Source organism: Borreliella japonica (assembly GCF_030438115.2).
GTDB classification, from domain to species: Bacteria; Spirochaetota; Spirochaetia; order Borreliales; family Borreliaceae; genus Borreliella; species Borreliella japonica.
This window is the reverse complement of sequence record NZ_CP124062.1, coordinates 267,791-293,836: the sequence shown is the minus strand read 5'-3', so window position 1 is coordinate 293,836 and position 26,046 is coordinate 267,791. Positions and strand designations below refer to the sequence as shown.

Below are 26,046 nucleotides of genomic sequence, written 5' to 3'. Positions count from 1 at the left end.
CTTAAATTATTAAGAGGTTAAATTTATGAGTGTAGATGAAAAAAATGATAGTGGAGAAAAGCCGGAAATAAAGGGGGTTAAGCTTCCCGATTTAATTGATACTTTGCCAGAAGGAGTTGATCCTAGTAATTTTGGGCTTTTGATGGATGTTTCTATGCAGCTTACTGTAGAACTTGGGAGAACAGAGCGCAAAATAAAGGATATACTTGGCATGTCTGAGGGCACGATTATTACTCTTGATAAACTTGCTGGTGAGCCTGTAGATATTTTAGTAAATGGTAAAATAGTTGCCAGGGGAGAAGTAGTCGTAATTGATGAGAATTTTGGAGTTAGAATTACTGAGATAATTAAAACTAAAAATGAATAATAAATTTTTATTTTTAGTTTTTTTAGCGTTTTCTAATTTTTTTACACATGCTAATTCACAAGAGCAGGTAGATTCAATATCTACTGATTTAGAAAATGAATCCAGCTTGCCAATTTTTGAAGAGGATAAGCCAGCTCTTACTAGTAATGACAGTGTTCAGACGATTTCTCTTTTTAATATTTCTGATTTGGTCAAGATAGTTTTATTTCTACTTATTGCTTTTTTTATCTTTTTCTTGTTTAAAAAGTTGATTTTTCATTCAAAAAAAAGCAACTATGAACAAAATTCTAATTTGATCAAGGAACTTGTTTTTTACGAGATAGATGTTAAAAACTCAATAAGAATTATAAACATACTAGACAATGTTTACGTATTTTTAGTTTCCAGCAATTCTTCTACTTTACTCAAAGAGGTTAAATCTGAAGAAGAGTTAGAAGATTTAAAACTTAGACTTAGCGAAATTAATAATTTTGCTAAGAAAGAAGATTCTTTTAAATCAATCTTTAAGAAAATGTTGCTCAAAAAAGAAGAGATTCCTTTTTCTAGGAATGATTATGTTAAACTTGAGAAGAAAATTGAGACTTCACTTAAGGATAAACAAGATAGATTAAAAAAATTTTAGAGGGTTTATTTTGAGAAAGTGTTTTTTTTTATTTTTTAGTGTAACAAGTTTATCTTTTGCTCAAACAAAGTCTTTGCAAGCCACCAATGGTCTTAATTTTCCGTTTTTAAATTTTGAAAATATTAGTGGTTCAGAGATAGCTTTTTCTTTACAACTTTTGATTCTATTAACCATTATTACTCTTTCTCCAGCATTTTTAGTTTTAATGACTTCGTTTTTGCGAATATCTATAGTTTTGGATTTTATTAGGCGTGCGTTATCTCTTCAACAATCTCCTCCTACTCAAATAGTAATGGGATTGGCCTTGTTTTTAACTATTTTTACTATGTGGCCAACCTTTAATATTATATATAAACAAGCTTATTTGCCTCTTAAAGAATCAAAAATAAATTTTGATGAATTTTATAATAAAGGAATTGCTCCTCTTAGAATTTTTATGTATAAGCAGATGTCTGATGGGCGTCATGAAGAGATTAGGTTATTTATGAGTATTAGTAATTATGATCGACCAAAAAATTTTAGCGAAGTGCCAACACATGTTTTAATAGCAGCTTTTATTTTGCATGAGCTTAAAGTGGCTTTCAAGATGGGAATTTTAATATTTTTGCCTTTTATAGTTTTAGATATTATTGTTGCTTCTGTTTTAATGGCTATGGGTATGATAATGTTACCTCCTGTAATGATATCCTTGCCTTTTAAGTTGATTCTTTTTGTAATGGTAGATGGCTGGACTTTAATTACCAATGGTCTTATTAAAAGTTTTATGTAAGGTTGTATATGACTGCAGGGCACATTCTTTATTTAATTAGAATTTCTATTGAAAATATTATTATTTTATCAGCTCCAATGCTGATTATAGCTCTTATAGTTGGTCTTTTGATTTCGATTTTTCAAGCTATTACTTCAATTCAAGATCAAACTTTAAGTTTTATTCCAAAGATTATTGTTATACTTTTAACTATTGTGATTTTCGGGCCTTGGATTTTGAATAAGCTTATGCAGTTTACCTATGTGATTTTCAATCAATTGCAAAATGTTTAATTTATGATTTTAAATTGTATTATTTGGATGAAATTTTGAATTTGAATTTTTTAGTTTTAAAATCTTTTACAATTTTGCCTGTTTTGGTTAGAATTTTTATGTTTTTAAAATTCTCTCCATTTTTTTCAACAATAAAAATGGGATATTTTAATTTTTTCTTTTCTTTGATTCTATCTGTAATCGTTGTTGAAAAGATTAAAGTTACTTATCCTTTGGACAATATGTTTTCTTTTATGTTAATTTTATCAGGAGAAGCTATTTTAGGCCTTATTCAAGCATTTTTTGTTAGTATAATTTTCAATGTTTTTCATTTAGTTGGATTTTTCTTCTCTAATCAAATTGGGCTTGCTTATGCAAATATTTTTGATATCTTTTCAGAAGAAGATAGCATGATTATTTCGCAAATTTTTGCTTATTTGTTTTTACTTTTGTTCTTATCAAACAATTTTTTACTTCGATTTTTTGTGATTGGCATACACGATTCTGTTTTGAATATTAGGGTTGAACATTTGGTCAATATGAGAAATTCAGAATTTGTCAAGCTTTTACTTATATCTTTTGGATTTCTTTTTGAAAAAGCTTTATTAATTTCGTTTCCAATATTGGCTTTGCTTTTACTTTTTTATCTGGTATTAGGAATACTTTCAAAATCATCTCCTCAGATTAATTTATTAGTAATTAGTTTTTCAACTTCGCTATTTTTAGGGTTGTTAATTTTGTATATTGGATTTCCAAGCTTAGCAATATCTTCAAAAAGAGTAATTGAACTTTCCTTAGATTCTCTTGCTAGTTTTTTAAAATTGTTTTCCAGAGTTTTAAAATAATGATAAAAGATGAATTTTTGATTAAAAGTTGGTATATTCCTCTTAATTTTTTTTCTGCAGATGATGAAGGAAGAACCGAATTACCCACTGATCAGAAAAAGCAAAAAGCAAGAGAAGAGGGGCGGGTATTAAAGTCCACTGAAATCAATACTGCTATTAGTCTTTTGTTGCTGTTTGCATTGTTTTTTTTCATGCTTTCTTATTTTACTTTAGATTTAGTAGCTGTTTTTAAAGAGCAAACCAGCAAGCTTCCTGAAGTTATGAGGATTAGTGTTTATTCTATGGGTTTTGCATATATTAGATCCATTATTGGGTATGTCGTTTTGTTTTTTTTTGCATCCTTGGCTGTTAATTTTTTTGCCAATATTATTCAAGTAGGCTTTTTTATTACTTTTAAATCTTTGGAGCCAAGGTGGGATAAAATTAGTTTTAATTTTTTCAGGTGGGCTAAGAATTCTTTTTTTTCAGCAGGAGCTTTTTTCAATTTGTTTAAAAGTTTGTTAAAAGTTGTTATAATATGCTTGATATATTATTTTATTATAGAAAACAATATAGGCAAAATTTCTAAGCTTTCGGAGTATACACTTCAGTCTGGAATTTCTATTGTATTGGTGCTTGCCTATAAGATATGTTTTTTCTCAGCAATCTTTTTGGCAATTGTCGGAGTGTTTGATTATTTGTTTCAAAGATCTCAGTACATTGAGAGTTTGAAAATGACAAAAGAAGAGGTAAAGCAGGAGAGAAAGGAAATGGAAGGTGATCCTTTACTTCGATCTAGAATAAAAGAGAGAATGAGGATTGTTTTAAGTACTAATTTAAGAGTAGCTGTTCCTCAAGCAGATGTGGTGGTTACAAATCCAGAACATTTTGCAGTTGCTATTAAGTGGGATAGTGAAACAATGTTAGCTCCAAGGGTGCTTGCAAAAGGTCAGGATGAAATAGCTCTCACAATTAAAAAAATTGCAAGAGAAAATAATATTCCTTTAATGGAAAATAAGCTGCTTGCAAGAGCGCTTTATGCTAATGTTAAGGTTAACGAAGAGATTCCAAGAGAATATTGGGAGGTTGTTTCAAAAATTCTTGTGAGAGTATATTCTATTACTAAAAAGTTTAATTAGAGGTTCTATTGTTGGATGCTAGAAAAAATTTTATATTAGGATATTTAGGGCTTAATAATAAGTCTGATTTAATAATTTCAGTCGGTTTGATATTTATTGTTGCTGGGTTTATCTTACCTCTTCCCGCGGTTATTTTGGATGTTTTGATTACTGTTAATTTAGTAATAAGTCTTTTAATTATTTTAATTGTTCTTTATTCTAAGAGATCTCTAGATTTTTCTGTTTTTCCTACCTTATTACTTGTGATGACTATTTTTGGACTTGTTCTTAATATTTCTTCTACTAGGTTGATTTTAACTAAAGGTGTAAATTTTGATGGGCAAATGATAAGAACTTTTGGTACATTTGTTGTAGGTAGTTCTGGAATTCAAGGACTTGTTGTTGGATTTATAATATTTATAATAATAATTGCTGTTCAGTTTATTGTAATTACCAAAGGAGCAACAAGGGTAGCCGAAGTTGCAGCTCGATTTGCTCTTGATGCGCTTCCTGGCAAGCAAATGGCCATTGATTCTGCCTACAGTTCTGGAAATTTGACAGAAGAAGAAGCTACAAGGCAAAAAAACGATTTACAATCCGAAGTCAATTTTTATGGAGCAATGGATGGAGCTTCTAAATTTGTATCGGGAAATGTTAAGGTTGGATTTTTGATAACTCTTATAAATATTCTTGGTGGTTTGTTGGTAGGAATAACTTTGCAAGGTCTTAGCTTTAACGAAGCTCTTAATAATTATGTTTCATTGACAGTTGGTGATGGGCTTGTGTCTCAATTGCCGTCTCTTTTAATTTCAACGGCTACAGGCTTGATTGTAACTAGATCGATTTCAAAAAATAGCTTTGGTGGCGAGATTTTTGAGCAATTCACAAATTATTTAGGAATTTATTGGATTGTTTCTGGATTTTTGTTTTTCTTAGCTTTTCTTCCTGGATTTCCAACCTTAATTCTTATTTCTTTAAGCTTGCTGATTGCATTTTTAGCTTATTCTCTTTCAGGAATAAAGCGCAAAGAAGAAATTGCTGAAAAAATGAAGCTGGAAGAAGAGCAAGCGTCAGTGTATTCAGATAAAGATGTTGCGCCTGTTGTTCCTCTTGATCCACTAGCTCTTGAGATTGGATATAATCTTGTTCCAATAGTTGATGATACAAAAACTTCTGAACTACTTGATCGTATTATTAAGATAAGGCGTGAGATTGCATTTGAATTTGGAATAGTTGTGCCTAAAATTAGAATAGTTGACAATATGCGACTTCAATCCAATGTTTATTCTTTTAAATTAAGAGGAGTTGAAGTTGGACGAGGTGAGATTAAACTTGGTAAATTTTTAGTGATAAATATTGGAATTGACTCTGGAATAGATGGAGATCTTGTTAAAGATCCTTCATTTGGACTTCCTTCTCTTTGGGTAAATGATGATGGGCGAGAAACCGCTGAAAAATTGGGTTATACTGTTGTAGATCCCCCTTCGATTATTGCTACTCATATGACAGAGCTTATTAAAAGACATTCTTACGAAATTTTGACTCGTCAAGATGTTCAAAATACCCTTGATGTTTTTAAAAAAGATTATGGTGCTATTGTTGAAGAAGTCCTTAAGAATTTTTCAGTTGGCGAGATTCAAAGGGTTTTACAGGGGCTTTTAAAAGAGCAGGTTTCAATTCGCAATTTGGTTACAATTTTTGAAACAATTGCAGATTTTACAAGCATTACTAAGGATATATTTTTCTTGATTGAAAAATGTAGACAATCAATTGGAAGGCAAATAACTAGTGGATATTTAGACTTAAATTCTGAGCTTAATGTAATAACCTTAAACCCCGGTTTTGAGCAAATAATAATTGATTCTCGTGTAGAATCCAATCATGATCTTATAAGCTCAATTGATCCTAATTTGAAAACTAAATTTATTTATGAACTTTTCAAAGTTGTAAACGAAGTTCAAGTAGAAGGGTTTTATCCAGTCATCCTCTCAAGTGAATCATCAAGGCCTATAATAAAAGTGATAACAAGCAGAGAGATTCCAGAGCTTGTTGTTATGTCTGTTTTAGAGGTTCCCCAAAATATTAAAGTTAATGTTCTTAAAACGGTAGAGGTTAAAGAATAGTATTATGGTTCAATATTTTACAGAAAAAGGCCCAACTTATAATGAAGTTATAGAAATAATTAAGAAAAAATATGGTAAGAATGCTAGGGTTATGACCTATAAAACTATTCCTCATGGAGGAATTTTAGGTTTGTTTACCAAAGATTGGGTTGAAGTTTCAGGTTATGTTAGATATGATATTGGTAATCAACAGATTAATGTTGAAGATGAAAAGCGAAAGATCCTGCAAAGCATTAAAAGAGAAGAAAATTCTTCAATCGAAGATGTGCTCAAAGAAGTTAAATCTCTTAAAACAGAGCTTGCCCATAAAAAGGAAAATATCAATCATCCAACAATTACAAAAATTGAAGATATTTTAAGAGAAAATGATTTTTCTGAAAATTATATTAAAGACATTAATGAGTTTATTAAAAGAGAATTTAGTTTGTCAGATCTTGATGATTACGAGAGAGTTAGAGAAGACGTTGTTTTGTATATTGCAAAGACAATTAAATGCTCAGGCTCTATTATTGATAATCTTAAGAAAAGGGTTTTTATTTTAGTTGGTCCGACAGGTGTTGGAAAGACTACCACAATTGCAAAACTTGCAGCAATTTATGGCATTAATGGAGAATCTAAGAGCTTGAATATTAAGATTATTACTATTGATAATTATCGTATTGGGGCTAAAAAACAAATTCAAACTTATGGTGATATTATGGGTATTCCGGTTAGAGCAATTGAATCTTTTAAAGATTTAAAAGATGAAATTACTGATTCAAAGGATTTCGATCTTATACTTGTTGATACAATTGGCAAAAGTCCTAAAGATTTTATGAAGCTTGCTGAGATGAAGGAGCTTCTTAATGCTTGCGGAAGAGATGCTGAATTTCATTTGGCTGTGAGCTCTACTACAAAAACATCAGATGTTAAAGAAATATTTCATCAATTCTCTCCTTTTAATTACAAAACTGTGATTTTTACCAAAGTGGATGAAACTACTTGTGTTGGAAATTTGATAAGTTTGATTTATGAAATGAAGAAAGTAGTTTCTTACGTTACAGATGGGCAAATTGTTCCTCATAATATTAGTGTTGCAGAACCACTTACTTTTATTAGAAAAATAAATGGCTACAGAATAAGCGATGATGCAGAATTTATTAAGAAGATAAAAGGTAAATCTTATTATTAAGGATAGTTATAATGGAAGATCAAGCTCAAAGTTTAAGAGATATGATGAGATTAAATGGTAAATTTAATTTTTCAGTTGATGAGAAAGTTCAAAACAGTAAAACAAGATTTATTGCTGTTAGTAGTGGCAAAGGCGGTGTTGGTAAAAGCAATATTGCAATTGGACTTGCTCTTAAATATTCTGAGCTTGGCAAAAAGGTATTAATACTTGATGCTGATATTGGAATGGCTAATGTTAATATTTTGCTTGGAGTTATTCCCAAATATAGTATATATCATATGATTACTCAAAGTCGCGATATTAGAGATGTAATAACAAAAACAGAGTACAATATTGATCTTTTAGCCGGTGCTTCTGGTACAATGGAGCTTTTAGACCTCTCTGATGTTGATGTTAATAAATTTATAAAAGAATTATTAAAAATATATGAATATGATATAGTTGTAATAGACACTAGTGCTGGGATTTCAAGGCAAGTTATTTCGTTTTTACTTTCCAGTGACGATGTTGTTATTGTTACTACTCCCGAGCCTACTTCAATTACTGATGCTTATGGGATAATAAAGGTTTTGTCTTATAAGATGGAGAATTTAAAAAACTTAAGACTTATTGTTAATAGAGTAGCTAATGTTAGTGAGGCTAAGGGGGTTGCCAAAAAGGTTATAGATATTTCAGGGCAATTTTTAAATTTAAATATTGATTATTTGGGATACATTTATGAGGATCAAAATATTAGAAGCTCTGTTTTCAAACAAAAGCCTTTTGTTTTGGTAAATCCAAATAGTAAAGCTAGCTATTGTCTTGATTCTATTGTTGCCACTCTTGAGGAGGTTTCTCTAGATAGCAGAAAAAGAAGAGGTGTTATAGGTTTTATATTAAGATTTTTTGGTGTGGAATAAGGCATTATGTTTATAAGTAGGGAATTAAAGTATATTTTATTAGCCAGTGTATCAGCATTATTTATTTCAGCAATTTTAGGTTTGTTTTGTGGTTTGCCATTTTTTACAATTTTAGTAAGATCTTTTTTGCAGTTTGTATTTTTTTTTGTTATTGGACTTTTAATCGAGTTTATCTATAAAAAGTATTTATCGAATCTTTTTTCAACAGAATTGTCTAGCGATATGGAAAATAATCTTCAAGATAATAAGAAGACAGTTTACAAGGATTTAAATGAGAATCTTGATTTCCAAAATAAAAATTCTCATTATGATAACTCTCAAAATAACAGTAGTAGTGTTGATTTTATAGAAGAGGTCAAAAAGTATAAATTTGAGACTGAAGATATGAATGAGGCAAGTGGCAAAATTAAAAAAATGTCATTTATTGAAGATAATGATCCAAAAGTTGTTGCAGATGCTATTAAAACTTTAATGAGCAGGAAGGAATAAATATGGATAATAGGGTTATAAATTTTTCTGAACTTTGTGATAAAATGCGAGTTTACTTGGAAAGAGAAAGTCATGTCGATTTGATGGAAATAGAAGCAGATACTCTTGAAGAGGCTTTAAATGATGCTTCTTTAGAACTTTCAGTGCCTTATAAAGAGCTGGATTATGAGATTTTGTCAAAAGGCAGTAATGGCATATTGGGATATGGAAGGAAAAAATGGAAAATAGTTGCCTATAGAAATTCTTATAGCAAGCCTAAAGTGTCTTTTGATTCAAAAAATGATTCAGGAGAAGAAAAAACGATTTCATTGGATGGTGAATTTTTTATCAGGAAATCTTCTAAAGGTGTGTTTCTAAAGGTTATCTCATCAAGGGGACAAGGAGTTTCTATTAAATATCAAGATGTTCTTTCTAAATTAGAATTACATAGCAATATTGAAAAGTTTAATAAAGACATTGTGAAGGGTGTAGTTGAGAATGCTAGTGGATACTATGAAAAAATTGCTGATTTTGAATCTGATCCTTCTGAGAATGTAACAATGATGGTTCAAATATCAGAAAATTCAATGTCAGTTACTATTGAATTTACCGCTCCTGGAATTAATGGAGCTGAAATTTTTGCACAAGATATTTTTAATATTCTTAGAAAATATGGAGTTATAGATATTGCAATACTTAAAGATAAAGTAGCAAAATTTGTAGATTATCCTGTTTATGGTGAGCCTGTTGAACTTGCAAGGGGGTTAGAGCCAGTAAAGGGCAAGGATTCTTATATCGATTTTATTGTTGATGATAATAATAGGTTTGGTGAGTATGAAGTTTCAAGCATAGGATTTAGGAATGTTGTTGAGGGCGAGGAATTGGCCAAAATTATTCCTTTTGGGAAAGGTATAGATGGTTATACCGTTTTTGGCAAAGTGTTAAAATCAGAGAGTGGGCAGGATATTAATTTTGTTTTAGGTGAAAATACTTTTAGAGATGGTTATAAAATTCTTGCAAAATGTAATGGGTATATGTCTGTTTCAGACGGTGTAATATCTGTTCACAATATTTATTTAGTCAAGGGTGATGTTGGACCTGCTACTGGAGATATAGTAAATAATGGAATGGTTCTTGTTCAAGGCAGTGTTTTAGATGGATACAATATTATGGCCAAAAGTGGAATAGAGGTGAAAGGATTAGTGGGGCGGTGCAATTTAAAAACGGATGGGTCTATTATTTTTCATAGTGGTGTAAATGGCAAGGGTGATTCTAATATTTATGCACGGGGTAATATTAGGGCTAAGTTTTTAGAAAATGTTACTTTAAATTGTGGTGGTGAAGTTGAAGTTTTAAGAGGCATTGTGAATTCTTCAGTTTCTTCTAAAAAGAGAGTTCTTTGCATCGGTAAAAAATCAAAAATAGTTGGTTCTAATGTTTATGCTAAAGAAGAGGTTAGAGCTTATTCTATAGGTTCTGATAGAAGTTGTGAAACTTGTATTGACGTTGGTTATGATCCTGAAATTAAAGATTTGCTAACCAGGTTTACTAGCCATCTTGAAAAGATTGAAAAGCGATTAGAAGTTTTAACCAAAGATATTGCTGCTTTAAAAAAGAATATTGTGCTCATTACAGATAAGTCAGAAAAATCCTTAAAGATTGATAGTTACAATGAATTTGTTAATGAGAGTAAAATTCTTAGAATGGAAATAAAAATGATAGAGGCTAAGCGAGTTGATTTGCAAAACGAGCTTGAAAATACTAAGATAGAGGGTAAAGTTTCTGTTGAAAATGTAGCTTGTTCGGGTGTTAAGCTTTATATTAAGAATGCTTTTTATGAGCTTTCAAAAGATTATATCAATGTTACTTTTGTAGAGGATGATAATTACATTAAAGTTATGACTTATATTCCCTTTAAGTCTGGGTGAATGATCTTTGATATAAGGATTTGGATATGGATACATTTGAAGTTTTTAAAGTGTCTGTTGTTGGCTCTTTTAAGACTAAGCAACTTTTAAGTGAAGATGAAAAGCATAAGAGATTAAAAATTAATCAAAATGCTAGATTTAAATTTTTAAGAGATTGTCATACTGATTCTGAAGTTAATAATGTATGTTCGGTTGGTAGAACTGAGGATAATTTTTTGCTTTCATTTCCAGTTAAAAAAAATAAGAGTGAAGAGAAGATAATGCTTGGTTTGTATGCTGGCAAATTTGAAGATCCTAAAATTGGTAAAAATGTTAATATTAAAAGATAAAGTGTTTTAGGGCTTTTATATGTTTATTGTTTTTTATTTTATTTTAATTATATTTATTTTTATATATTTTCATGTGTATGTTAATTTAAAAATAAAATCTAATAGCATACTTAGAAAGTTTAAAAGCGAGGTAGATAAAACAATCATTGAAATTAATCAAGCTACGGATAGAAATATAAATATTATTGAAATAAAAATTGAAAGTTTAAACAGAATCATTAAAGAGGTTGATGAGAGAATTGAAATTCTTGATCAGAGATTGTTGGGGTTTAACAACGGCTCTATTCATGGAAATAATTCTTCTAGTTTTGGATCTAAGAGTGATGGAATTTATAAAAACAATTTGGATTATTCTATGCCTACTATTGAAAAAAATATAATAAAAGAAAGTTATAATGTTCGCAATCAAATTATTTTACTTCATGAACAAGGTATGTCTTTTGAAGCTATTGCTAAAAAATTTAAGTTAGATCTAGGTGAGGTTGAGTTAATTGTTTCAATACATAGGGGAGGTATTCATGAAAAAATGGATAGGTATTGATCTTGGAACCACTAATACTGTAGCATCGTATTTTGATGTTAGTTCTAAGATAATATTAAATGAAAGGGGTGAGCGAATGACCCCTTCTATTGTTTCTTTCTCAGATAAGGATGTTCTTGTTGGAAGTGCCGCTAAAAATCAAATATTAGTTAATCCTAAAAAGACATTCTATGATTTTAAGACCAATATAGGTTCTAATACTTTTTATAAAGTAGATGGTGAATTCTATAGAGCAGAATATATTTCAGCACATTTGCTTTCTAGTGTCAAAAAGAACGCTGAAAAATTTTTAGATGAAGAGATTGAAAATGCTGTAATAACAGTTCCTGCGTATTTTTCTGAGATCCAAAGAAGAGGTGTTGTTGAAGCTGCAAATTTTGCTGGTTTGAATTGCAAGGCCATACTTAATGAGCCAACTGCAGCTGCTATTGCTTATGCCTTTGAAAGACAAATTGATGGAATTTTTCTTATTTACGATCTTGGGGGTGGAACTTTTGATGTAACTCTCATGGAAAAGCAAGGTGAGACCTATACTGTTCTTTCGGTTAAAGGACAAAGCCGACTTGGAGGAAATGATTTTAATAAGATCATTGAAAAGCATGTTTTAGGTAGTTTTAAAAATGAATATCCCGATTTTAATTTAGAAGATGTTTTCCTTCTTGAAGAATTAAGAGAACGAATAGAAGAAGGTAAAAAAAATTTATCTGTTATGGAAGAGGTTGACATCACTTTGCTTTTTCTTGATGGTAAACATTTAAATTACAGACTTAAAAGGAATGAATTTAATTTAATGATAAGTGAATATGTTGAAAAAACTATTCAATTGTCTATGGAATGTATTGCTGATTCTGGGGTTGATATTAATAGTGTTTCAAAAATCATACTTTCCGGTGGCTCAACAAGGATTCCTTTGATTGAAAAAGTTTTAAAGGAATCTTTTCCTTCTGTTTCGATTTTAGACGCTTTAAATCAAGATGAAGTTGTAGCTATTGGTGCAGGTATTCATGCTTTTAGTCTTTCTAGGAATGATTCTATTATTAAGTTTAAAGATGTGACTCCTTATTCTCTTGGACTTGAGATAAAGGGCAATGAATGTTTTACTTTAATAGAGAGAAATGCAGCTTTACCAGTTTCTAGGAGCAAACTATTTACGACTACTAATGATTATCAAGATGAAATTGAGATTCATATACTTCAAGGTGAATATAAAAAAGCTTCTTTGAATTATTCTATAGGTAGGTTTTCCTTTGGGAATATTCAAAAAGCTTTAAAAGGAATCCCCAAAATAGAGGTACTTTTTACATTAAATGAAAGTGGTATTTTGAGTGTTAATGCCAAAGATTTGCAGACAAATTCTTCTAACTTTATTGAAATAAAAATTACAAGTTCATCTGACAATGTAGCAAAAGAAAGCCTTTCAAATACTTTTACAAGTATTATTGATTGAAGACTTAAAGAAATAAGATATTTTTTTTAAAAATAATAAATTATTTTCCCCAATATGTTATCAATTTTTATAAATCCGTAATCTCTTGAGTCTAATGAGTTTTTTTTATTTTCTCCTACAACTAAATAGTGATTGTCCGGAATTTTTTCAGTATTTTTTTTTAAAATATTTTCATCTATTTTGAAGTTTAAGTCATGTATGCATATTTCATTTTTTTCTATTTGTTTAAATTTTTCTCCTGGGATTGCAAAAATTTTTTTGATGGCAATTTTTTTTGTTATAGGATCTTTAATAAGTACCACTTCATTTTTTTTGGGATTTTTCCATAATAAAAAGTATTTTTGTTGATTTTTAAGTCTAATTCCATATGCAAATTTGTGATTTACAATCCAGTTTTTGTCAAATATTGTTGGGGTCATTGATCCGCCTTTTACTATGTAAAAGGATAAGAATAATTTTATTAAGGTTAATAAAAATAAGGAGGCGGCTAAAATTGACGCTAGTGCATATTTGTGAGCTTTAAATATTCTCATAACTTTTAAACAATGCTTTCATTAAAATGCAATTTTCTATTGTATAATGAAATAGCATGTTATGATTATACCAAAAAAAAAGCAAAGGGTAGAAAAACGTAAAAAAAATTTTTTATTTAATAGCAAAAAGAATGCTAATTTAGAATTAAAAGATTTTGCCAATATTAGGAATATTGGCAAAATAAGAAAAAAGGTTTTCAAGTTTAAAAACTTTTTAAAAAAAATTGATTTTTTTTTTAAAAAGTTTTCTTTATTTTTCTATAAGCTTAAAATACAAAATATCAATCATTATGAATATAAATATTATTATAAGGGCTTGAGAGAGAAAGTTTTTAACATTTTTAGCTTAAAACTTGATTATAAGCTCGTTTTTAAGCTAAATGCAATAATTTTTATTTTTATATTAATATTTTATATTAATATTTTTTCTTACTACGATTCATATGTTTTTTTAAATAGACTTGCTTTTCCAAAAGATTATTTTATTGATACATTTTTATATTATAGCGATCAAGATATAGCCCAAATTAGTAGTTATTTGCTTGAATCTAATGTTTCTACAAATACTCCCGGATTTAAAAAAAATTTTGTATTAAAGGTATTGGACCATAAAATTAAGCCCGGAGAAACGCTTTCTCATGTTGCAGCTAGGTATCAGATAACCAGTGAAACTTTAATTTCTTTTAATGACATTAAAGATGTAAGAAGTATTAGGCCAAATTCGGTTATTAAAGTTCCTAATATGAAAGGAATTGTTTATGTTGTCAAAAAAAATGACTCTATTTCATCTATAGCTAGTGCTTATAATGTTCCCAAGGTGGATATTTTAGATTCTAATAATCTTGATAATGAGGTTTTATTTTTAGGGCAAAAATTGTTTATTCCTGGAGGAAGATTGCCCAAAGATTTTTTAAAAGAAGTATTAGGAGAGACTTTTATTTATCCTGTACAAGGTGTTATTACTTCAGGATATGGTTATCGACCAGATCCTTTTACAAGAGTTATTAGCTTTCATAATGGAATAGATATTGCAAATTTAGCTAATACCCCTATTAAAGCTTCAAGAGAGGGCATTGTTGTAACTGTGGGATTTAATGCTGGAGGGTATGGGAAATATGTTGTTATTTCTCACAGTAACGGATTTCAAACTTTATATGCGCATTTGAATTCTTTTGCTGTTAAAGTTGGGAAAAAAGTTTCAAGAGGAGCAATAATAGGTTACATGGGAAGTACTGGATATAGCACAGGTAATCACTTGCATTTTACCATTTTTAAGAATGGTAAAACCGAAAATCCTATGAAATATTTAAGGTAGTGTTTTTCATATATATTTGGATATATTAATTTTTTTAAGTATTTGAGTTAGTCTTTTGCCTTCTACTAAATCAATAAGCCTTCCTTCAATCATTTGTTTGGCCTTTAAAGAGAATTTTGATGGAGCAATACAGAGCCCTTTTATTTTATTTTCCTTTATTTTTGAAATGAAATCTTTTAAAAATAATTCACCAAAAGTGTCTTGTTCAGTTCTTACAAAGCGTACTATTAAATTTTCTTCCCACTGATTGTTAGCTAAGTGAAAGTTCATATCAATAAATTGTGATGTTATTTCGTTTATTTTAGAATCTCTTACTTGAAATTTATTTAAATATAGTTTTAAAATAATTTCATTTGCTAGTTTTTCAAAATTTTCTTTTGAACTGCGCAAATATATTCTTAGTGCTATGTTTTCGTTTAATCTTTTGCTAAATTCTAATTTTTCTTTAATTTTTTTGTAATTTGGATCAATATCTTCAACTCTGGTAAAAGCTTCTGTGGCTTTTTGATAATTTTCAACAGAGATTTGGAGTTCTCCAAGATTATAAAATAATTCAAGAAAAATTTTTTTAGGCAAATCAGGTTTTACTTTTATTATTTCTTTAATATTTTGTTCTAATTTCTCTAATTCTTTATTTTTTGAATGAATCTCTGATGTAATTAGCAAAGCCTCATAAATCATTCCGTCTTTTTGTTTTATTTTGTTAGCAATCTCTAGTGCTAGATGATCTTGGTTCATTTTTGATAAAGATTTAGCATATGCTAAAAGAGCGTCAATATCTCCTTGTATATGTTTTTTAATGTTATTAAATATTCCAGCAGCTTTTCTATAGTTTTCCAGATTAAATAAAGTTATTCCTATGTGTTTTAGAATGTCTTTATTATTTTTATTAAACTTGTAGACTTTTGTAAGATAGTATAGAGCTTCTTTATACATTTCATTTTTTAAGAATGCTATGCCAAGATAATAATTTGCATCCTCATCTGTTTTTTTTATCAAGTAAGCTTTTTTTAAAAATTCTAAGGCTTCTCTATTAAAATTTCTTTTAAGATTGTAAAATCCATAGCTTAAAAAAGCTTTAAATGTGTTTATTTCTTGGCTTATTGGGTTGTCTTCTATTAATTGGCATAATTTTTTTGCATATTTTATACCATTCTCATAGTCTTTATTTTTATAGTAGTAATCATTTAAAATTTCAAGGGCACCTATTTCGTTTGGATTTGTTTTTAATATAGAAATTGCTCTTTCGATTAATTTTCGTGTTCTCTCGTCATCTTTTTTGATTTTTCCTTTAGTTTTGCCCATTGTAAGTTTTAATGCGATTTTAAAAAATAAAAATACTAAAATAAATACTGTTAATGAAGAGATTACTATAAATAGCGATAACACTCGTATTGCTCCTAAATTCAAAATATCTCATTAATTTGTATAATCATCATATCTACTTTTAATAAAAGCTATTTACTTAAAATAAAAGTAATTTGTAAGTTGAACATCACATTATTTATATTATATTATAGTTATAATATAAATAATAATAATGATAACTATAATTAGTACATAAATTTGGTTTCAATAAAATAAAGCAAAGAGGTTGTAATTTTTGAAAGGGTTTTTAGCAATAAAATTATCTAATAATGAGTATTATTCGGTTTTAAATTTAGATGATAGTTCTGTTAAAAGAGTAATATTGGGCAAGATTGCGGGCGATACTAGTATTAAGTTGAATTTTTATGTTAGTGAATATGAAGATTTTTCATCTCCTTTTTTAGTTGGTTCTTTTTTCTTGGATAATCTAAAAAAGGAAAGCTTGAGTGTAAATGTTTATTTTAAAGTTATAGATGAAATACTTTATGTTTATAGTGAATCTGATGGGATTCAAGATAAATCGAAGTTCGATTTAAGTCTTGTAGATTTTAATCAAAACTTTAAAGAATCTAATGGGGGGGGCGACCTTTTAAATGGTTTTAAAAGCAATATTGGCAATGATTTGCCTGTTGAAAATTTGGGTTCTGAGTTTGATTTAAATTTTGAAGAAAGAGATGATTTTGTTAAAAAAGATGTTTTTGATTTAACTATGCCTATTGTTGATTCTGTAGATTTAAAAACCGAAGAAGATCAAAAAATTGAGTTAAATGATTCAGATGATAATGATAATGATAATGATAATGATAATGATAATGATAATGATAATGATAATAATGATTATTTCAAAGAAGAGTTTAATTTAGAAGCTAAAAAAGTTGATTATATTGATGAGGGGTCTTTGAATCTTAATAATTTTGAGTTTCAAGAATTAAAAGAATTTTCTTCTGAAGAAGAAGATTTGCATGATTTAAGTGTTGAAGACATTATTGCAGATATTGACAAAGACTTAATAGATACTTCAGATGAAGATGTTGAACTAGATCTTAGAGAGGATTTTGAGAATGATGTGGTAAAAAATAATTTTAAATTAAATTCAAGTGAGGGAGTAGTTCATTCCCCCATGCTATATTTAAGTCTTATTTCTCTTTTTCTTCTAATATTTTTTTCTTTATTTTTAATTTTTTCAAAAATTTTAAAGCCCAGAGATTTTGTCTCATATTACTTTAAATGTGGTAAAAATAGAATTGAGAGATATGGAAAAGATCAACATGTTTAATAGAAAGTTTAATAGAAATTTTTGTGTATTGCAAAATTTTCTTTTTTTATCTTTAAGTTTTTTTTCATGCTTTGTGAAAAAAGAAATTTCAGGTAGTGATTTTATCAAGGTGCATTCAAAAGAGTTTGATTTAAATAATTTGAATTGGTTATGGAATTTTGATTATTCAAAAAAAAATTTTGATAAGCATTTTAACATAGATTCAAGTTCTTATATATATGTTGCTTATTTGTTTAAAAAAATAGGATTTGAAGAGAAATTTGTAGAGTATATGAAAAAGGCTATAGCTGATGGGGATAGTATTGCATCCCAGTTTGCTGGAATTAAACTTATTGAATATTTTAACTCAATAAAAGAGTATTCTTCGTCTGAATTGATTGGAGAGAGACTTCATAAAAAATACGAAAATAATAAATTCATTATGCTAGGCTATTTTAAAAGTCTTTATTGGCAAAAGAAGAACGATAAAGCACTTAGTCTTTTAAGTAAACTTGATAAGATGAAATTTTCTGATTATCAGGAAAATGAAAATATTTTGTTAAAGGCAGCTCTTTATCTTAATCTTTCTAATGTAAGTGAGTCAAAAATTTATTTTAATAAGCTTTTTGAGAATTTACCTTCAAATTATTTACATGTAAGAGCTTATGATTATTTTATTATTGAAAATAAGTCTAAATACTTTAGTGAAAATTTTTTAAATCTTGTTAGGTTTAAGTATGAAGTGGCGAATGGTAATTTTAATAGTGCAATAAATATATTGAATAAAAATGGTTTGCGTGATTATTATGACAATAATGTTGTGTTAAGCGATGTTTATAAGGCTTTTATTAGTTCTGGAAAAATTTCAAATGCTTTAACATTTTTTAGTAAAATAAGGAGTAAATATAAGAATTATTACTTAGGCATTTTAAATCTTAGGAGAAGAAATAATTTAGGACTTCTTATTTTAAAAGAATATCTTGAAGGTTTAAATCTTAGTAATGAGATTAACAGGCTTGCTTTGCTTAATACGGCTTTTAGCAATTTAATTTTTACTAAAAGTGCAAGAGATTATTTTGCCGAAGGTGTAGCCAAGTTTTATACCGAGAGCGATAAAAAAAATTCTACTTTTATTAAGGTTTTAGAAGAATATATTTTAGAATCAATTCAGCTTGAAGACTATGGCAACCTTTATAAACTTTATTCTAATGCTCAAAAAGTTATTTCTGATTCTATTTTGTCTAAGCTTGCCTTTATTAATGCTAGACTTATATATCATAAATTAATTAAACCTAAGGGAAGCGGAGAGTATAAGAGTCTTTTGCATTCTGCTGTAAATTATGATAAGTGGTCTTATTCTTCATTTATGAGTAGGTACTTATTAGATCAAAATATTGATGATTTTTTTACAAGCGGGCTTGATGTTAAATATGAACAATCTGATTATGAGATTTTTTTAGAGAGGTTTTTAAAATTCAATCTTTGTCATTATCTTAGAGAGTTTATTTCTGAAGATTTTAGGAATGGATATAAATTTTCGCTCGATTTTTATCGAAGAGTATACGATGAACTTTTAAAGAGTGAAAATTATTATGATGCAACTCTTGTAATTAATTATCTTGTAAGTCAAGATGAATCTGCTTTAATGGAGAGTGATTATAAAAGGCTTTATCCTTATTTGTATGGATCTTTGGTAGAATATTGGGCTAAAAGGCGCGGACTTGAAACTAGTGTTGTATTTTCTTTAATAAAAGCAGAGAGTAGCTTTGAGAAAAATGCTGTCTCAAAGCCCGGTGCTATTGGTCTTATGCAGGTTATGCCGTCAACAGCAAATGATATTTCTAAGGAACTTAAGTATTTTGATTATAATTTAAAGGCCCCAAAAGATAATATAATAATTGGGACATATTATTTGAAAAAAAGAATATCTACAACCGGTAGCCTTTACAAAGCCCTTGCATCTTACAATGGAGGTATTGGCAATGTTAGAAAGTGGGAAAAAAGTTATGGACATTTGTCTAAAGAGCTTTTTATTGAGGCAATTCCTTTTAGTCAGACTAGAAATTATATTAAAAAAATATTAGTTTATTCGATATTTTATGACGCTTTGTATGAAAAGAAGGGAATAGATTCGGTGATAGTTAAAATTATGGGTGAATTTCCTAAAAATTAGTATTGGAGCATTTAATGACAAATATTTTAAGTGTAATTATTCTGGGTATTGTTCAAGGTATTACAGAGTTTTTGCCAATATCCAGTTCTGGGCATTTATTGCTTTTTAGACATTTTATGCATTTAAATCTTCCAATAATATTTGATATTTATTTACACTTTGCAACAGTTTTAGTTATTATTATTTACTATCGTCAACGAATTTTAGAACTTTTTTCAACTTTTATAAGGTTTTTTTTAATAAAAACCGTTAAATCTGATTTAACAAATTTAAAGTTAATGTTTCTAATATTAATAATAACTATTGTTACCGGAGTTGTTGGAACTTTTATTTCAAAATACGAGAGAATGTTTACATTGCCTTTTGTTTTAATTAATTTCATTATAACAGGGATTTTAATTTTGATGCTGGAATTTAATTTTTTTAAAATTGATTTTAAAGGCAATATTTTGTTAGTAGGAATTTTTATGGGGCTAATGCAAGGTTTAGGTGCGATTCCAGGGATCTCTCGTTCGGGAGTTACAATTTTTTCTGCGGCGGTTTTAGGATTTAATAGAAAGAGTGCATTTGAAATTTCATTTTTGTCTTTAATCCCAATAGTTTTTGGAGCGATTTTATTAAAATATAAAGAATTTTATGATGCTGTTATGGTTTTAAATTTTTTTGAAATAAACTTAGGAGCATTGGTTGCTTTTGTTGTTGGTATTTTATCAATAAATTTCTTTTTCAAAATGCTTAATAACAAAAAACTATATTATTTTTCAATATATTTATTTGCACTTTCAATTACAGTTTGTTATTTTTTTAGAATATGAAAGATTTTTATCAGTATTTTCAATTTTTGTTTTTTTTTATGCTTTCGGTTATTTCTTTTTCCCTTTTTGTAGCATTGACCCCTTTGAGCAATATATTCATGTTTTTTGTTTTCAACCTAATAGGACAAATACTGCTTAATGTTTTTTCATTTTTATCATTTTATTTAATAATTTATCCACTTGTTAATTGGTACGCTTATAAAAAACATATTTTTACTAAACGATTTATATTCAATTGGAATTATACTGTAATATTGTTTTTTACTTTAATATTTTTAATAAAAATTAATTCTAATGTTGAAAAATCTTATCTTATTAAGATATTTCTTGTCAATTTTGGTTCAATACTAGGAAATTTTTTTATTTTTATTTTTTTAATATTAGAATTTGTTGTTTGGATTTACTTGAATTATGTCTTTTTCAAGGATGTTAATTTTATTTTAGATACTTTTAAATTTTTAGAGTTTAAGATCAAAATTTTGTTTGAAAATATATTAAGTTATTTTCCCTTTTCAAATTCATTGGATGTAAAAAAAGATATTAAAGTGTATGGAGATTTTGCAGAAGATTTAAAAGATTCTCAAAGTTTTGATGAGAAAAAGAATATTATTAATGATGAGGAATATCAAGCTTTATGGTCATTTAGTGATTTTTTAAGAAGCAATAGAAAACCTTCCAATGTTAATTTAGCCAAAACTGTTTTTGAAAGCTCAGATCCAGATTCCAGAGAATCAGACTCTTTGAATAAGGAGACTTTAGATGATAACGCTTTAAATGCAGCTGAAATTGATGATTCTTGCGAATATAAATATTTGGATAGTCTTGAAGATAATAAGCTGATTATTAGTGGGAAGGTTAAGGCTGGTGAGATAAGGGCTAAAGGCATAATTAGTAAAGTTACTGTTCCTCATGTTTATAACGAAAATGTAGTTTTAAATAAAAAAAGTGATTCTTACGTTATTGATATTTCAGTTTTTGACCAAAAAGAGGTTAAAAATAATGTAGAGGATGTTGAATATGAGAAAGAAATTCAAAAGCAATCAATTATTCTCCAGGAGACATTAAAAGAGTTTAATATTAATGCTAAGTTAATTGATGTCATTAAAGGTCCTGTTGTGACAATGTATGCTGTTCGTCCTGATAAAGGGATTAAACTTTCTAAGATTACTTCTATTTCTGATAATATTGCCTTAAGACTTGCAGCTATTAGGGTTAGAATTATTGCTCCAATTCCTGGCAGGGAAGCTGTAGGAATTGAAATTCCCAATAAAAGACGTGAGTTTATTTTAATTTCAGAGATAATAGACAGCAAGGAATTCAGAGGTGATTTTAGAATTCCTTTTGCTCTTGGAAAAGAGATTAGTGGTGAAAATATTGTTTTTGACCTTGTTAGTTCTCCCCATCTATTAATAGCTGGTGCAACCGGAGCGGGTAAATCGGTTTGTGTAAATTCTTTAATTGCATCAATTATTTTTTCAAAATCTCCAGATGAAGTGAAATTAATTATGATAGATCCCAAAATAGTTGAGCTTAAACTTTTCAATGATATTCCTCATTTATTAACTCCAGTTATTACAGATGTAAAGAGAGCCTTAGAAGCTCTTAGATGGTGTCTTGATGAGATGGAGAGAAGGTATGTGTTTCTTGATAATTTATTGGTAAGAGATATTTCCTCTTATAATAAAAAAATAAAAGATGAAAATTTGAATTTAATGGCTTTGCCATATCTTGTAATAATTATTGATGAATTTGCAGATCTTATTCTTTCTGCAAGAAAAGATTTAGAAAATTTAATTTCTAGACTTGCTGCAATGGCTAGAGCTGTAGGTATCCATTTGGTTCTTGCAACCCAAAGACCTTCAGTTGACGTTATTACAGGGGTAATAAAAGCCAATTTTCCTTCAAGGATTTCTTTTATGGTAGCCAGTTCTATGGATTCTAGAATAATTCTTGGATCTTCTGGTGCTGAAAAGCTTTTAGGAAAGGGCGATATGCTTTATATTAGTTCTTTAAATCCTTTTCCCAAAAGAATTCAAGGTGGATTTTTAAAGGAAAGAGAAGTTTACAGACTTGTTGAAGAGGTTAAAAAATTTGGTTTTCCAAATTATATTGATGATGAAATATTTATTGATAGTTCAAAAGAGCCAGATTTAGTTGCTCTTGGGCCTTCTGACGAGCCAATGTTTGATGAAGCTCTTGAGATTGTTAAAGCCACAAGAAAGGCATCAGCATCTTATCTGCAAAGAAGATTAAAGATAGGTTACAATAGAGCGGCTCGAATTATTGAAATTATGGAAGATATGGGATACATAGGGCCTGTTAATGGATCAAAACCAAGAGAGGTGTTAATTTAAAATAAAGAGACATCCATTTGAACATCTCTTGCTATCTATCTATTAGTTTTCTGTTTTAATTTTCTTACTTTTTTTGCTTGTTTTCTTTTAAAAGCTTTTTCTTTTTTTACACGGATTGTAGATGGTTTTTCATAATATTCTCTTCTTTTCCATTCACGAATAATTGCTTCTTTTTCAATCATTCTTTTAAAACGTTTCAATGCTTTTTCAAGATTTTCATTTTTGTCCACAATGACTGTTACCAAAAAATCACCTCCTTTTACTCTATTCTTTTAATATTATTTATTATTTTATTTTTGTCAATAAGCATGCCATTCAAAAGGAAATCTGGGTTTATTGCTATGCCATTAATTCTTACTTCGAAGTGTAAATGAGGGCCTGTTGAGAGACCCGTATTTCCAGTATGCCCAATATATTCGCCAGCACTAACTATTTTATTTTCACTTGTTCCCAATTTTGAGAGGTGAAGGTAAATTGTAAATACACCTGGTAAATGCTGTATTATAATGGTATTGCCCGTTAGCTCTCTATTTTGTGCAAATATAACTTTTCCTTTACCAGCAGCAAAAATTGGAGTATTTTCTCTTTTAAATGGTGCATAATCAATCCCATTGTGCATTGTATAATTTGAAATTTTTTTGTTGCCTTGCATGTAAAGTCTTAAATCTCCGTATTGGCTTGTTATAATGTATTTATCTTTTATAGGTTTAACTAAGGCATCATAGTGGTATATTGTTGTGTCTCCAATGTTACCAATAATATTCCATAAAAGCAAAGCTTGTTCTTTTTGTTTTATGGATTTTTTTTGGGTAATAAGCTTGGCTTTTTCTTTATTAAAACTAATTTTTGTTTTTTTGAAGTTAAATTTTTTTATTTCTATTTCTTTGATATAGCTTTTATTTTCGAATTCTATTTGAATTTCTCTTTTTCCCTCTTTTATCATTGGTGTAATTCCTATAAATGCTATGTAATAAATTTTACTTCCTACTGTAAATTTAAACGGAGAAGAACTTACAATCGGATTTTTATTTATGCTTAAAAGTGATAACTTTTTAAAGTTATCATTACTTGCAAAGTATATGTAATCTCCTTGAAATGCCTCTTTTTTATATAGGACTTTAGGAATAGCGTTAGTTATTTCTGAATTTATATTTTTTATTCCCAGAATACAAAATATAAGTAAGATTTTTTGCATTCTAAGCATTGAGTTGAGCACTCTTTTTTATGTCTATGATTTTCAAAATTTTTTCTCTTGGGCAGTAAAAATCTTCATTAACTGTAAAAATTATGTCTAAATATTGATCTTCTTTTATATTTAATTCTTCTATTTTTTTTGTTCCGTTAAAAAAGATAGCTTTATAGTAATCATTTTGTGATTTAATGCGCATATTTATATGTTTTGAGCTTTGATTTTTATCAATTATTTTTAGTTCTTGAAGGTAAACATTTTCCATCATTAGTATTGGCTCTCTAAATTCATAGCCATAAGGTTCAAGTATTTCTATTGTTTTAAAAAGAGAATCTTTTGATAAATTTTTTGGAATAATAGCATCTATTGATATTGATTTATTTTCATCAGTAGTTTCATATTTAACTTTTGTAGTTGCATATTCTAATTCTTTAATAAAGTCTTCGAGTAAATTTTCATGCAGTGTAAATCCAGCTGCAGCTTTATGTCCCCCCGAATTTATTACTAAATGAGAAGGTATTATAGATATTAGTGCTTTTGAATTGATTTTATTGTTTGATCTAATTGATCCTTTAATAATATTATCTTGCTTTGTTAAAAAAATAGCAACTTTTTGGTAGTAAATAGAAAGTCTAGTTGCAATTCTGGAACTTATTCCTTTTGGAGTATTTTTATCATAGCAAACTATGAATTTATCGTTTTTAAAAATAGTATTTTTATTATGCGAATTCCAAGCTTTTTCTTCTTTATATTTTCTCTGTTCATTGATTTCTTTTATTTCTTTAAATTTATTTTCTATTTGATTAATGTCGTTAGTTAATAAAAAATTTATTGCAATATCTGCTTTTTCAAGTCTTCCTGTTGAGTTTAGTATTGGTGCAATTTTATATGCTATATCCATTGAAGTTATGTTTGGTTTTGTTAATATGTTTGCATCTTTTAATAGATAATTAATAGACATTCTTTCTCTTAGAGCAATTTCTTTAAGCCCTATTTTTAGAATTATTCTGTTTTCATTAATAATAGGCATATTGTCTGCTATTGTTCCTATTGCTACAAAGCTAAGTCTTTTTAGGCATTTTTGGAGCAAATTTTTATTAGTTTCAAAAATTACATTGTAAAATATGTAATAAAGCTTGTCTTTAATCTCAACTTCTTTATATTTAAAATATTTAGTTGCTTGGATTAAATCTTTTAATGTTTTTTTTCTAAAATTTGGGTATTTTTTTATAAAATTTTCACTAATATCAATTGTGTTTATATTTATGCTTCTTCTGAAGTGTTTATTTAATAATTGATCTTGATCTTCTTTGTTAAAGACTATTATATATTTGTTTTGTACAAAGTTTTCTAGTTTGTTTGAGTTAATTAAAGGGTCATTTTTATTATTTAATATTAGGTATTCTTTTAAAATATAGTTGTTTATTTTGATTGCATGAAGAATTATTTCATTTTTTGTTTGTTCTAAAAATAAAAATACAAGGTTTTTAGAATAAAGATCTGTAAAGGACATGCTAAGAGCAAGACAAGTCTTAAAACTTACACAGCATCCTGCTATTTCTTTGAATGGATATTTGTCATCTTTTAGATGGGGATTTATAACTATGCTTCCAGTTTTAAAATCTTCACTTGGAAGATGGTGGTCTGTAATTATTATTTCTATTCCTTTTGAATTTGCATAATTTATTTCTTCAATACTAGAGATACCATTATCAACGGTTATTATTAAAGAGATTTTTTTTTCTAAAGCTATGTTGATTAATTCGCTTGAAAGTCCATAAAATTCTCCATTTGAAGGTATTTTATAACTAACATTAAGTCCAAAATCTTTAAGAGTTTCATACATTATTATTGTTGCTGTGATTCCATCAGCATCTTTGTCTCCAAAGATTAATATGCTTTCATTCTTTTCAATTGCTTTGTTAATTCTTTTTATAAATTTACCTATATTTTTTAATAAAAATGGGTTATGTAGTAAATTTACGCTGTCTTCAAGGAAAAACATGAAATCTTCTTCTTTGATTTCTCGCCTTATAAGCAAAGTTGCTTCAAAAGGATTGATATTGTATTGCTTGGCAATGCGAGTTAATTCTTGGTCTTGTATATTAGTTTCTTTTTGCTGCCAAATTTTCATTTATTTCTCTAGAATTCATTTTTCAATCGATTATTCAAGGATTTTTCTTTACC

24 protein-coding genes are annotated in these 26,046 nt (G+C 28.2%); 19 read left to right on the top strand and 5 right to left on the bottom strand.

The genetic code is table 11. The features are described from left to right. The first annotated feature begins 25 nt into the window (after positions 1-25). From fliN to QIA21_RS01920, 14 genes are read left to right on the top strand one after another with little or no spacing between them, the layout of a single operon-like run. A complete protein-coding gene (gene fliN, locus QIA21_RS01985; protein WP_301392943.1) occupies positions 26-367 on the top strand; it encodes a flagellar motor switch protein FliN in 342 nt (113 codons plus the stop codon). Beyond that, a complete protein-coding gene (locus QIA21_RS01980; RefSeq protein ID WP_301392942.1) occupies positions 360-989 on the top strand; it encodes a flagella biosynthesis regulatory protein FliZ in 630 nt (209 codons plus the stop codon). Before fliN ends, QIA21_RS01980 begins: the two co-directional genes overlap by 8 nt. 10 nt (positions 990-999) lie before the next feature. Beyond that, positions 1,000-1,758, top strand: coding sequence for a flagellar type III secretion system pore protein FliP (fliP, locus tag QIA21_RS01975; protein ID WP_091972635.1), 759 nt, complete (start codon positions 1,000-1,002; stop codon positions 1,756-1,758). Between the two features lie 8 nt (positions 1,759-1,766). Continuing rightward, on the top strand, positions 1,767-2,030 hold the full coding sequence (fliQ, locus tag QIA21_RS01970) for a flagellar biosynthesis protein FliQ (RefSeq protein WP_091972637.1): 264 nt from the start codon (positions 1,767-1,769) through the stop codon (positions 2,028-2,030). 35 nt (positions 2,031-2,065) lie between these two features. Beyond that, positions 2,066-2,854, top strand: a complete 789-nt coding sequence (gene fliR / locus QIA21_RS01965; RefSeq protein WP_301392941.1) for a flagellar biosynthetic protein FliR — start codon at positions 2,066-2,068, stop codon at positions 2,852-2,854. Continuing rightward, the gene (flhB, locus tag QIA21_RS01960) at positions 2,854-3,972 is read left to right on the top strand and encodes a flagellar biosynthesis protein FlhB (RefSeq protein WP_091972641.1); all 1,119 of its coding nucleotides are present in this window, start codon (positions 2,854-2,856) and stop codon (positions 3,970-3,972) included. Before fliR ends, flhB begins: the two co-directional genes overlap by 1 nt. A gap of 8 nt (positions 3,973-3,980) precedes the next feature. Then, positions 3,981-6,074, top strand: a complete 2,094-nt coding sequence (flhA, locus tag QIA21_RS01955; RefSeq protein ID WP_301392940.1) for a flagellar biosynthesis protein FlhA — start codon at positions 3,981-3,983, stop codon at positions 6,072-6,074. Between the two features lie 4 nt (positions 6,075-6,078). After that, positions 6,079-7,245 (top strand): flagellar biosynthesis protein FlhF, encoded by a 1,167-nt coding sequence (gene flhF, locus QIA21_RS01950; protein ID WP_091972645.1) that lies wholly within the window; start codon positions 6,079-6,081, stop codon positions 7,243-7,245. A gap of 11 nt (positions 7,246-7,256) precedes the next feature. After that, positions 7,257-8,144 carry a MinD/ParA family protein gene (locus QIA21_RS01945; RefSeq protein ID WP_091972647.1) on the top strand — a complete coding sequence of 296 codons (888 nt, stop codon included), beginning with the start codon at positions 7,257-7,259 and terminating at the stop codon, positions 8,142-8,144. 6 nt (positions 8,145-8,150) lie between these two features. Next, positions 8,151-8,633 carry a hypothetical protein gene (locus tag QIA21_RS01940; RefSeq protein ID WP_301392939.1) on the top strand — a complete coding sequence of 161 codons (483 nt, stop codon included), beginning with the start codon at positions 8,151-8,153 and terminating at the stop codon, positions 8,631-8,633. 2 nt (positions 8,634-8,635) lie between these two features. Further along, positions 8,636-10,540 (top strand): FapA family protein, encoded by a 1,905-nt coding sequence (locus QIA21_RS01935; protein ID WP_301392938.1) that lies wholly within the window; start codon positions 8,636-8,638, stop codon positions 10,538-10,540. Between the two features lie 26 nt (positions 10,541-10,566). After that, positions 10,567-10,869 (top strand): hypothetical protein, encoded by a 303-nt coding sequence (locus QIA21_RS01930; RefSeq protein ID WP_301392937.1) that lies wholly within the window; start codon positions 10,567-10,569, stop codon positions 10,867-10,869. A 19-nt stretch (positions 10,870-10,888) separates the two neighbouring features. After that, on the top strand, positions 10,889-11,410 hold the full coding sequence (locus QIA21_RS01925) for a DUF6115 domain-containing protein (RefSeq protein ID WP_301392936.1): 522 nt from the start codon (positions 10,889-10,891) through the stop codon (positions 11,408-11,410). Further along, entirely contained in the window at positions 11,388-12,857 is a 1,470-nt protein-coding gene (locus QIA21_RS01920; RefSeq protein ID WP_301392935.1) for an Hsp70 family protein, read from the top strand. The genes QIA21_RS01925 and QIA21_RS01920 overlap by 23 nt, the downstream gene beginning before the upstream one ends. A gap of 26 nt (positions 12,858-12,883) precedes the next feature. Here the strand turns inward: QIA21_RS01920 and lepB are convergent, their stop codons facing one another. Beyond that, positions 12,884-13,390, bottom strand: coding sequence for a signal peptidase I (lepB, locus tag QIA21_RS01915; protein ID WP_301392934.1), 507 nt, complete (start codon positions 13,388-13,390; stop codon positions 12,884-12,886). A gap of 61 nt (positions 13,391-13,451) precedes the next feature. Here lepB and QIA21_RS01910 point away from each other — a divergent pair, with 61 nt between their 5' ends. After that, positions 13,452-14,705, top strand: coding sequence for a M23 family metallopeptidase (locus QIA21_RS01910; RefSeq protein ID WP_301392933.1), 1,254 nt, complete (start codon positions 13,452-13,454; stop codon positions 14,703-14,705). Positions 14,706-14,711: 6 nt separating this feature from the next. Here QIA21_RS01910 and QIA21_RS01905 read toward each other — a convergent pair whose 3' ends face one another. Continuing rightward, positions 14,712-16,094 (bottom strand): tetratricopeptide repeat protein, encoded by a 1,383-nt coding sequence (locus QIA21_RS01905; protein WP_091972663.1) that lies wholly within the window; start codon positions 16,092-16,094, stop codon positions 14,712-14,714. A gap of 214 nt (positions 16,095-16,308) precedes the next feature. On the opposite strand from QIA21_RS01905, the gene QIA21_RS01900 reads away from it, so the two are divergent. From QIA21_RS01900 to QIA21_RS01885, 4 genes are read left to right on the top strand one after another with little or no spacing between them, the layout of a single operon-like run. Beyond that, a complete protein-coding gene (locus QIA21_RS01900; RefSeq protein WP_301392932.1) occupies positions 16,309-17,349 on the top strand; it encodes a hypothetical protein in 1,041 nt (346 codons plus the stop codon). Continuing rightward, positions 17,327-19,501, top strand: coding sequence for a flagellar assembly lytic transglycosylase (locus QIA21_RS01895; RefSeq protein WP_301392931.1), 2,175 nt, complete (start codon positions 17,327-17,329; stop codon positions 19,499-19,501). The genes QIA21_RS01900 and QIA21_RS01895 overlap by 23 nt, the downstream gene beginning before the upstream one ends. Positions 19,502-19,515: 14 nt before the next feature. Next, positions 19,516-20,316: an undecaprenyl-diphosphate phosphatase gene (locus tag QIA21_RS01890; protein WP_301392930.1), complete on the top strand. Its 801-nt coding sequence runs from the start codon at positions 19,516-19,518 to the stop codon at positions 20,314-20,316. Further along, positions 20,313-22,670 (top strand): DNA translocase FtsK, encoded by a 2,358-nt coding sequence (locus QIA21_RS01885; protein ID WP_301392929.1) that lies wholly within the window; start codon positions 20,313-20,315, stop codon positions 22,668-22,670. Before QIA21_RS01890 ends, QIA21_RS01885 begins: the two co-directional genes overlap by 4 nt. 35 nt (positions 22,671-22,705) lie before the next feature. On the opposite strand, the gene rpsU is transcribed toward QIA21_RS01885, so the two are convergent. Genes rpsU through recJ form a run of 3 tightly spaced genes read right to left on the bottom strand, consistent with a single transcriptional unit; the run spans position 22,706 to position 25,993 of the window. Beyond that, positions 22,706-22,915, bottom strand: a complete 210-nt coding sequence (gene rpsU / locus QIA21_RS01880) for a 30S ribosomal protein S21 (RefSeq protein ID WP_091972673.1) — start codon at positions 22,913-22,915, stop codon at positions 22,706-22,708. Positions 22,916-22,929: 14 nt separating this feature from the next. Further along, positions 22,930-23,874 (bottom strand): M23 family metallopeptidase, encoded by a 945-nt coding sequence (locus tag QIA21_RS01875; protein ID WP_301392928.1) that lies wholly within the window; start codon positions 23,872-23,874, stop codon positions 22,930-22,932. Further along, positions 23,867-25,993 carry a single-stranded-DNA-specific exonuclease RecJ gene (gene recJ, locus QIA21_RS01870; protein ID WP_301392927.1) on the bottom strand — a complete coding sequence of 709 codons (2,127 nt, stop codon included), beginning with the start codon at positions 25,991-25,993 and terminating at the stop codon, positions 23,867-23,869. Before recJ ends, QIA21_RS01875 begins: the two co-directional genes overlap by 8 nt. Between the last annotated feature and the right edge of the window lie 53 nt (positions 25,994-26,046).